Source organism: Fulvivirga kasyanovii, assembly GCF_009711405.1.
GTDB classification, from domain to species: domain Bacteria; phylum Bacteroidota; class Bacteroidia; order Cytophagales; family Cyclobacteriaceae; genus Fulvivirga; species Fulvivirga kasyanovii.
The window spans coordinates 1-10,427 of the sequence record NZ_SMLW01000438.1; the positions used below are offsets into that span (position 1 = coordinate 1).

A 10,427-nucleotide genomic window follows, 5' to 3' on the forward strand; every position below is an offset into this window, starting at 1 on the left:
TCCCTGGAGCATCTCGTAATTGTACTCTTCATCAAGGTCATAGACTATCCTTCCTTTTAGGGTTTCACCATCGGTAGTCACCACCGAACCTTCTAACTGGTTTTGATTTTTGAAATCAGTATATTTTTTCAGGGAGAACGACGGTTTATTTATGAATTCAACCTTTTTAAACTCCTTCCAGGGGATATCAACACGCCCCAGTTTTTCAGTAGTAACAATGATACCACGGTTCTCGGAGTTCACATCATTACTGCCTCTTAAGTCCATATCCCGACCTGATTTTAGGATCACACGGCTGCTATTATAGCCTTCCCGCTCTATGGATGAAATGTTTCCAAACTCAATAGACAAGTCTCCATCTTCAGTATCACCATCCAGTTTATCAGTAGTAAGCCGCTCGTCATGGTCCCATTGAATATAGCCGGTGAAGGTACCTGCATAAGTTTCCACCACACCGAAAAGCGCCTCACCAAATTTTGACGGTAGCTTTCCTGGAGCCTCATTGAATTCAACCACCTCAATCCTGCCCCAGCTAATCGATATCTCGCCTAACTCCGCATCGATCACCTTTACATCAGTTCCGATATCATTATATCCTTCTCCCTTAATTTCCACCTTCTTACCATTCTGCAGTATCACATCGACCCTATTTCTACTGAATGGCCTGAGTGATCTAATTTCACCAAAGTGACATACGAACTGATGCGTGTGGTCGTATTCATCTACCTGATAGCTGATACTACTAGCCAGCCAGTTAACAAAACCTTCACCAAAACTTCGGTGCCTGTCTTCCAGCTCATGACGCTGATCTCTGGAAAGATATTGCAGATTATTGTTTTCAGATTTGGCGCTGTTAAAATGATCTGTCCAAAAGACTTCCTCCTTGCCCCATCGCAGCGGACCTTCAAATGTTTTTCCGTCTATTGTGGTAATCTTACCGTAGATATAGCCAGAATCCTGTGCATGCACTGGTGATACAGCAAGACAGGCAAAAAAAGTTAGCGTAAGCAGTGAATAATAAATTTGTTTCATAGTACATTTTGAGTTTTGACCTTGAAAGTAATTTGACCTTTGTTGTTTTTGACCTTATACTTTCAAATGTCGCAACCAAAACACTATATATAAAGGAGAAGGGGATGAGGCGGTATATTATATCCCCCAATCGGGATATATCAGGACCAATCTGGCAAGCACTAACTATCTACTGGTCAAGCCAAAGCTTGAATTCGGGAGTCTTCTCCGAACTAATCACTACCTCATCCTCAGCCTCGGGATTCAGGTTGATCTTTATCCTGCCTTTGAAATACGGATGAATCTCACAGATAGCATCAAATTTAACCACATACTTCCTATTGGCCCTGAAAAATACTTTAGGATCGAGTTGTTGATCAATAGCCTCCAGAGGCTGGTCATAGGGGTATTTTTTATCGTCATGAGTAACGATATACGTAAGTTTATTCTGACTGTAGAAATACGCAATTTTCTCAACCGGAACAGCCAGTATTTTATTGCCATTCCTGATCATAAAACGCATTTTATATTCCTTATCCCGACTTTCAATCATCTTCAGGACCTGATCATAATGGAGGGTTTGCTCTTTACCGGCCACCCTCCTGAATTTATCAATACTTGCTGCCAACTTCTCTTTTTGGATCGGCTTAAGCAAATAATCGATACTATTGGTTTCGAATGCTTTAATAGCGTATTGATCATAAGCTGTTGTGAAAATTACAGGTCTGTCCACCTGCACCTGCCTGAATATTTCAAAACTCAAACCATCAAGCAACCTGATGTCACTGACAATCAGGTCCGGGTGCTCATTTTCCCTAAGCCAAAGCACTGCATCCTCTACGGATTTCAAAACCCCCACTACTTTCAGGCTATTGTCCACATCCTCCAACAGGCTATGTAGTTTGTCTGCTGCCAGCGTTTCGTCTTCAAAAATTAAAACAGTCATCTCTATATTGATTTTAGCTACCCTTAAACAGTTTCTACCTCCAGCAGGGGTACCCTTACCTCAAAATGGGTATCAGTTTTGATCACCTTCACATCCAGTTGGGTAAAATATGCATACCTTCTTCTGATATTATCCAGACCACTTCGGGAGCTATCCATTAACTCTTCAGGCCTTTTATTCAACGTGTTGCTTACGCTAAAGTATTCACCTTCAATATTTTTAAACAAAATATGCAGCGGCTTCCTCTCGCTGATTACATTATGTTTGATTGCATTCTCCACCAGCATTTGTAATGTCATAGGAGGCACCATTTTCATGCTGAACTTATGGTCAATATCCTCTGTAAAAATGATCATATCCTCAAACCTGGTTTTAAGCAGTGCCATGTACGATTTAATAAAATTCAACTCTTCATCCAGCGGTATGAGGTCTTCATCCTTTGATCGCAGAATAGTCCTGTATACCTCCGCAAAATTGTCCAGAAAGGCCTTGGAAAGGTTCTTATCCTTGTCAATCAGGGAGGAAAGAATATTCAGATTGTTGAACAAAAAGTGCGGGTCCAGATGATTTTTAAGGGCCTCCAGTTGAGTTCTGATATTTTCTTTCTTGAATTTTTCGGCATTCAGTTCCGATTTTTTCCAATACTGAAGAAAATGAAGGCTGAAGTAAATTGAAAACACCGGAATGAACATAATGATGCCATAGACATTCATTACAATAAGTTGCTCATTCGTGGGAGGCTCCGACGTAAATATGGCTTTAAAGGTAAGATAAGCCAGATTAATAATAATTAGAGAATAAAGAATACCCAGAAAAAGATGCGTGAAAAATCTCTTATTGCCATAACTCAACCAGGGAAAATATTTATCAAACTGAATAGTGATAAACCTATTGCCCGACCAAAGAAGTATTAGGACAGCAGCAATCCAGCCTCCCGTAAAGTATACTGCGGGAGCAACATCCGACTGCCATAAATAATAAATCAGCACGGTAAGTAATACCATGCTGATCCCTCCTATGAGTATATTTTTTCGATTCAAAACCAAAGCAAGATAAACTGTATTTGCGGGTTATTCGAAAACAATTTCAGTTATATTTTTCCACTGAACGAATTCCTGATCATTTTCTCCATGCTTCAAAACCAGAACACCATCATTTTCATCAGATACATCCCGCATACCTCCCAGCAACAGTGAGGTTCCGTTTTTTAACTCAACCAGCGAATAGTCATAATTCTTGGGTGTCACCTTTCTGATGTTCCTGAATGGGATATGATATTGGATCTCATCGTCCATACCTTCCAGTATTTCCACATCCCACGATTCGTCAATATCATAAATTATTTGCCCTGAAACACTGGCTCCTTCGTATAAATGAACGGTTCCGGAAAGCCCCTGAGGTATAACGTAGCTTTCATAAGGCAATCCACTGTTTCTCGCATCAGAAAAGTCTACTCGTTTAAAAGCTTTCCACGGAATTTCTATTTTCCCCGTACCTTCAATGGAAACAATTATACCCCTGTTACCGGAATTCACATCATTGGAGTTAGTAAGAAAGTATGTATTGCCAGACTTCAGTACCACATTGCTGCCGTTACCGCTTTTCTCTATTTGCTTTATGGCAGAGAAACTTACCGACACCTTACCGTCCCTGGCATCGCCATCCAGCTTATCCACACTCAGTCGTTCGTCGTGGTCCCACTGTACAAAGCCGGTGAAATTACCTTTGCGTACCGTTTCAATTGTGCCATACAGCGGATTGCCCATCGCCGAGGAAAGCTTATCGGGTGTAGGTTCAAATTCAATTTTAAGGAGCCTGTTCCAGCCAATGGTTATAGCTCCCAACTCCTGATCCAATACCTGCACATCAGTGCCCAGATCATTATACCCTTCACCACCAACTTCCAGCTTCACGCCATTCTTTAGTATTAAGTTGACTCGTGACGGCCCTGTAATTTCAATTGTTTTAATATCTCCAAAGCGGCAAACAAACTGGTGTGACACAGAACTCTTTTTATCTTCCCAGATACTTGAAAGCCTCCAGTCAAAGTCATACCAGGAGGTATTTTTGTTTTCTTTTTTAGGAATATCTCCGTAGTTATTTGTATAAAGCTTTACGCCATTAAACAGATCATTCCAAAAAGCCTCTTCTTTGCCCCACCTGATCTGCCCCTGATAGGTATTGCTCACAGTATAAACCTTACCGTAGATAAATCCCGCATCTGACTGCGCATAGCTTTTAGAAAAAACAATTAACAATGCGATCAACACCCCCAGAAAAAGCTGTACACCTTTTCCATGCCTTCTCCACAAACCCATATATTGCATTTTAATCATATTACAAAGAAAGGATATGGGGTGATCTGATAAAAGGTTTAAGAACTCTGGCAGGTTATATGCCGACCGGAAAGGGATATAAGCAGACTGAATCAGCACAACCGGGAAAAAGAAGATTAACCACCGATCTGTTTAACCTTGTAGCCTTCACCTCTTAAAATATCCGAAGCTTTTTGACGAAAATCTCCCTGAATTAATATTTCACCATCTTTTGCAGAACCTCCTACACCACACTTGGACTTCAAAAGCTTACCAAGCTCTTTCAGGTCGTCCTGGGTACCAATAAATCCAGAGATAAGTGTAACCTGCTTACCACCACGGGCTTTTTTATCCAGCTCGACCCTCAGGTTTTGCTCATCAGGTGGCAAAGTATCGTCCTCACCATCTCCTTCATAGCTGTACTCAAAGTCGTCATTGGTAGAATATACTACACCATCTCTGTTTTTCCACTTATTCTTTTTCGCCATTATATTCTGTTTTTAAAAGTCGGGACAAGGGATTTGCATCACATTCTTCGGTGGTTTGCGCGGATCGCGGCTTGACCATGAATAGGAAACGGAAAGCTCATGAGCCCCACCACTACCGGAACCTAACTTAGATATGGTATAATCATAACTGTACCCGATGTTAAATACTTCCCCGTTGCCACCTTTTTTGGTAAACCCTACAAGCAGTACAATGGATTCATTGTTGTTGAAGCCTTCAAGTTTTTTAAATGGCAGACCACGGTACCAGGTACCAATGATCAGGGGCTCAAGGGTTAAGTAAAGCCCTAAGTCAAGCTGGTCAAATTCGCCTTGTGTCTTATACTGAAATGTTGGTGTTAAACTTCTCTCCTGTGGACGCGCATACAATCCACTACCCATGGTACCGGGGCTAAAGAGCAACTTCACACCTCCATGTAGAGACAGCTTAGTCGGTAATTCTTTAGGGTCCGCACTTTCTTCGAAGGCCTGATCCGGCTTATTCAGGTGGTGGGCCGCCACTCCTAGCCAAGCATTTTTAGTGTATAGCACACCCCCGGCAGAAAGATCAAGAAAGTTTTTGCTCAGATTTCCGAAGGACTCTCCCGTTGGGTTTATAACTTCCCCTGTATTGGGGTCAAACTGATCCCCAAAGGTGAGGTCACTGAAATTGACATTCCTATTGTAAAAAGCCGCCTGAAAACCAGGCCTGAAAGTAAGCCAGTTGGTGATATAGAGCTGATAAGCATATTGCAAGCCGACACTGGTCGATTTTAACCCTGCCTGTCCCTCGGTATCACGCATCAGCAGGAAGCCTACCCCACTGTTCTTGCTTTCTATATAAGTATCAAAGTAAGCTGATAGGGTAACAAAATTGGCTTCTATAGCCGGCCACTGATTACGGTAATTCAAACCAACCCTGGGCTGTTGCATGGCTCCTGCAAAAGCAGGGTTTAAATATAGCGGTGCAGCATAGAATTGAGAGAATTGTGGGTCCTGAGCAGTTACCACTGCCGGAGCAGCCAGCATCAATAGACAAAAAAGTATTAAAGGTCTTCCCATGGAGATGTCCGATTTTTGCTTTAATCAGCAAAGTAGGAAATTAAACTAAAAATATTTACAAGAACCAAAAATAAAGAAAGTTAGCGTTATAGCATAACGGCAATTTGTAGTTATTTGTATAAATTAGTATCGAATACTGTAAACAAATACACTATTCGATGCAATCAGAGCTTACTTTTCTCAGTTATTAATTTTGAACTAATATAGATAGAAATGCCTTATTTTCATGGTCGCAGAGTTTGTCTACTCATTTTTTTGACGGTTGGTAGCATTTTTCAGGCTTTTTCCCAAAATTACTCCGGGCTTAACTGGTATTTTGGAAACAACTCGGAAGGCATACGGTTCGTACGCCCCCTACTTCAACCTCAAAATATCAACACGCCTTTTGCCTTGGGCACAGGCCGCAGCGCGGTAGCCTCCGACCCTGTTACAGGTGAAGTTATTTTCACTACAGACGGCAACTTTGTTTATGATGGCATGGACAGGGTTTTAGCCACTACCCTGGGCGGCAATACTACTTTTAATCAGGGCGTAGCCATTGCCCAAAACCCAGGTAATCGTGACCAATTCTATATTTTCACTATTAATAATGGAACCGGACTGCTGGAGTTCACTGTATTCGACTTAACACAATACAGCGGCCCTCCAGGATTTCCCGCTCCTGCCGAAGGTGACCTCGTAGGTTTGCCTTCAAACACCGGACTTCCGGCGACCCCAAGGTCTCCCGGTATGATCATCGTTCCGAACGACACCAGAGATGGCTTCTGGCTGATCTCACACCAAACCGGGACAACAAATTATGATGTTGTAGAGATCGATGCCACAGGCGCATTTTCTATCAATACACAAGCAGTAGGTGCCATCACCAATGCCGTAAACCTGTCACTCAACCAGGCTACTGCTCAACTTGCTGTTGCATCATCTGACCCGACTCAAACGGTGGAAATATTATCTATCGATCAGGCGACCGGTACTTTGACCCTGGTCACAAATATCCCCGGCACCAACGCAAGTACATTAGGTACAGAAAACATTTATGATACGGAATGGTCAAATAATGGTGATTTCTTATATCTGTCGGGCAATTTTGAAACCGGTGCAGATTCACTGATGCAGGTTGACATGACGCAGGCAACATTAATACCTCGTCCTGTTTCAACAAGCGGCATGGTAAGGAGCTACGGCATTCAAATGGCCCCTGACAGTGCTATATATCACTTATACGAGACGGCAGGAGGCGCCCTGCAACTGGGCAGGATCAACGAACCTGATACCATATTCACTCAGGTACTTTATGCTCCAGTACCATTAGGTTCAACAGACTTCGGAGGCAGGCAATTCCCGGCTTTTCTTCCGCAGCTCAATCCGGACCTAAGTGCTGACTTCTCTTTTTCAGGCACCTGCCAAAATGCGCCGACTTTGTTTTACCCTACTATAGTCCCTGGCTCTGACAGTGTTCGCTGGGATTTGGGTGATGGAAGCTCTTCCCTGCAATTAGGCCCTTCACACACCTATGCTACGGACAGCACTTTTGATGTTACCCTTACTGCATTTTTAAACGGTGATTCTGTTTCTGTAACAAAACCAGTGACAATCACTGCTTTTGACATTCAGATAACCGTACAATCAGATACTACTTTTTGCCGTGAGGATTTTCCTCCGCCATACGGATCAAACGGCACCGCCAGTGTAGTTGCTCAGATTAGTGGCACCCCTACCAGTGTAATCTGGTCAAATGGCGATACAGGTAACACATTAACGCCTGATTCATCCGGCTACTATTATGTAATAGCCACGGATGCTTCAGGTTGCTCCACACATGCAGGTGTTACTGTAAATACCTATGGTGAAGATGAACAGCGCGCTAACGTCTGGTACTTTGGCAGCAATGCAGGAATTGACTTTAACCCACTACCTGATGACCCGGTCGCTCCAATCCCATTTGGTAATGCCAGCATTTATAACGGAGGAAATCAAATGCAGGCCCCGGAAGGTTGTGCTATTTATTGCGACCGTAATGGCCAGCCTCTTGTGTATTCGGATGGAGTAGATGTATTTGATGGTGAAGGCAATCAGCTTACCGGAGCCACTCCGGCAGATAAGCTCGGCGGTGATCAAACTGCTACTCAGTCCGTTTTGATTATACCATTTCCGGGGGATGAAACATTGTTTTACATCTTTACAACTGAAGAGGTCTACGGAACAGGGACTTATGATTTAAAGTACACTGTATTTGACCTGAAAGATGAAAGCAATGGCACAAAAGGTGCCCTGGTCAGGACTGCAAATGGTAACCTGACTACAACCATTTGCTCAGGTGTAACCGAAAGAATAACAGGAAACGACGGTTGGCTGATTGCGCATGATTTTGGGAACAACAACTTCAAGGCTTTCCCAATTGATGGAGATGGTATTGGCAATCCAATAATTTCCAGTGTAGGATCCTCCCACGATACTGACCGGGAAAGCGAAGGCTACATGATCTTAGGGCCTGGAGATGTACTGGCCGTTGCCCTGTCAGAGTCTGCCAATGAAAACTACATTGAGCTATTTGATTTTGTAGACAGCACAGGTGTTATTAATGAAATTATTCAGCTCGACTTTAACAATCCTGCCCCTATAAGCGCAGGTGTTAATAATGTCACTGCCCCTGCAAGTGTAAGCGGACAGGTCTACGGTGTTGGCTTTAGCCCTGATGGCAGAAATCTTTTTGCCACTCTACAAGGAGCATCCGAAAGCCATATTTACTGGTGGCCTATCGACTCTACAACGACGACTTCAAATACTACAGACCCTAGTTATATCAGGGATTCAGTTCGCTACGTATCGGGATCAAACTTATTGCTGGGAGCTTTACAGGCAGGGCCTGACGGCACTTTATACATTGCTCAAGACGGACAAGGCTCGCTGGCTACAATCACAAACCCCAGCCTAAGCATAGGCCAGGTACCTGTCATAAATGGGTTTGGGCTGTCTGCGGGTACTACCAGCCGGCTAGGACTACCCAATTTCATTCAAAACATTGGTTCACCCGCAAATGGGGCCAGCATGCAGGTAATGAGTGGTTGTTCCGGGGAATCTCTGACAGTAAGCATTCTCAATGCTCAAAACCTTGAGAGTTACTATCTCAATATTTACAACCAAAATGACCTGAACACCATTGTGAGAGGGACAATAGTTTTGGATCAGGATAACCCGGATTTCACATTTGTACTGGATGAACCAGGAACTTATGTGGCAACCGTCACAATAGATCCCGAATGTTCCGGTTTCAGCAATACCAATATGACACCGCAAACCTTCGTAGTTAATCCACTGCCTGATTTTGATCTTGCGGTTGTGAGCAGACCTTCTATTTGCGGAGGTAATGATGGTGTGATATCCGTAAGTTTTGCTTCATCAGGAGACATCAGCTATTCTGTTAACGGGCCGATTTCTTATTCAGATACTACGATAACAGCCCCAGGCACTTTTAATATTGATGGTTTGTCGGCCGGTTTTTATACCGTAACAGCCAACTTTTTGACTACAGGCTGTAGTGATACCAGAACGATTTCTCTCAATGACCCAACACCTTACACTCCCGATGACCTACAGGTAAACACCAAGTGTAGCAACGCAGAAGGAGAGTTAAACATTACCTTCTCTCCTACATCAGCAGCACCAGCTTCCTACAACTGGAGATTACTCACCCAGGGTTCAAACATACAGGTAGCCACAGGTACCGAGGCGGATATACCATTCCAATTTATATCTACCGGTGAGTATTACCTGGAAATAAGAGATGCCGGAGGATGTTTGACTACGGCCAGCGTATCGGCTACTCCTCCTCCACCCATTGATCTGGATCTTCCCACGGAATTTGCCGTATGTGACGAAGCTGTTGCGCGGGTACCGTATGAAACTTCAAGTAATCAACTCGTAGTAACTAACCCCGTAATGGAAATTGAAGGTGATAGCATTATACTTGTTACCGAACCCGGCACTTATACCGTAACGGCCTTTGGTGATGGCACCAATACCTGCGACATCCAGCAGGTTTTAACCGTTTCATTTGCTAACTCTGACCCTATTCCTTTTGACTCACGATATGCCATTTGTCCCGAGGATCCTTTGGTATCCAATACTTTTGTTACTATCCCTACCCCTGGTTTCTCCAGCGTAGAGTACTTCGATGAAGACGGTAATCCGCTACAAAACGGGAACGGATATAACATCTTCGCAGACAGCATACAGGTATTTGTAACAGGTGTTGTCAATGTCCGCATGACCAACGCCTTCGGTTGTGTGACCGAGGCCGAGTTTAATGTAGTAGAGGACTGCAAGGCAAGGATAAACGCCCCTAATGCCTTTACACCTAATGGGGATGGTCGAAACGACAACTTCCTGGTATTCCCGGTATTAGTTTCTCCTGACGATTTCCAGATCTTTATTTTCAATCGCTGGGGGGAGATGGTCTTCCAGTCATCAGACCTGAATTTCGAATGGAATGGTGGTTATGACAATGATCCGAGCAGACCTTTGACAGGAGGCACGTACGCTTATCGTGTTGAGTTTAAAAGTGTAATTGAAGGCAGGGATGATTTGCAGGAAATGCGCGGTGGTGTA

At 43.5% G+C, this 10,427-nt stretch carries 7 protein-coding genes; 1 reads left to right on the top strand and 6 read right to left on the bottom strand.

Going from position 1 to position 10,427, the window contains the following annotated elements; genetic code table 11:
• From E1163_RS06780 to E1163_RS06805, 6 genes are all read right to left on the bottom strand, one after another.
• On the bottom strand, positions 1-1,032 hold a 1,032-nt coding region (locus E1163_RS06780), incomplete at its 3' end, for a hypothetical protein (protein ID WP_155170682.1).
• Between the two features lie 169 nt (positions 1,033-1,201).
• Positions 1,202-1,957 (bottom strand): LytR/AlgR family response regulator transcription factor, encoded by a 756-nt coding sequence (locus tag E1163_RS06785; protein WP_155170683.1) that lies wholly within the window; start codon positions 1,955-1,957, stop codon positions 1,202-1,204.
• A 23-nt stretch (positions 1,958-1,980) separates the two neighbouring features.
• Positions 1,981-2,997, bottom strand: coding sequence for a sensor histidine kinase (locus E1163_RS06790; protein WP_155170684.1), 1,017 nt, complete (start codon positions 2,995-2,997; stop codon positions 1,981-1,983).
• Positions 2,998-3,027: 30 nt separating this feature from the next.
• Positions 3,028-4,275 carry a hypothetical protein gene (locus E1163_RS06795; RefSeq protein ID WP_155170685.1) on the bottom strand — a complete coding sequence of 416 codons (1,248 nt, stop codon included), beginning with the start codon at positions 4,273-4,275 and terminating at the stop codon, positions 3,028-3,030.
• 134 nt (positions 4,276-4,409) lie between these two features.
• Positions 4,410-4,760, bottom strand: a complete 351-nt coding sequence (locus E1163_RS06800; protein WP_155170686.1) for a translation initiation factor — start codon at positions 4,758-4,760, stop codon at positions 4,410-4,412.
• Between the two features lie 12 nt (positions 4,761-4,772).
• Complete coding sequence (locus E1163_RS06805) at positions 4,773-5,819, bottom strand: PorP/SprF family type IX secretion system membrane protein (RefSeq protein ID WP_155170687.1); 1,047 nt, start codon at positions 5,817-5,819, stop codon at positions 4,773-4,775.
• 213 nt (positions 5,820-6,032) lie between these two features.
• On the opposite strand from E1163_RS06805, the gene E1163_RS06810 reads away from it, so the two are divergent.
• A partial coding sequence (locus tag E1163_RS06810) for a T9SS type B sorting domain-containing protein (RefSeq protein ID WP_155170688.1) occupies positions 6,033-10,427 on the top strand: 4,395 nt, incomplete at its 3' end.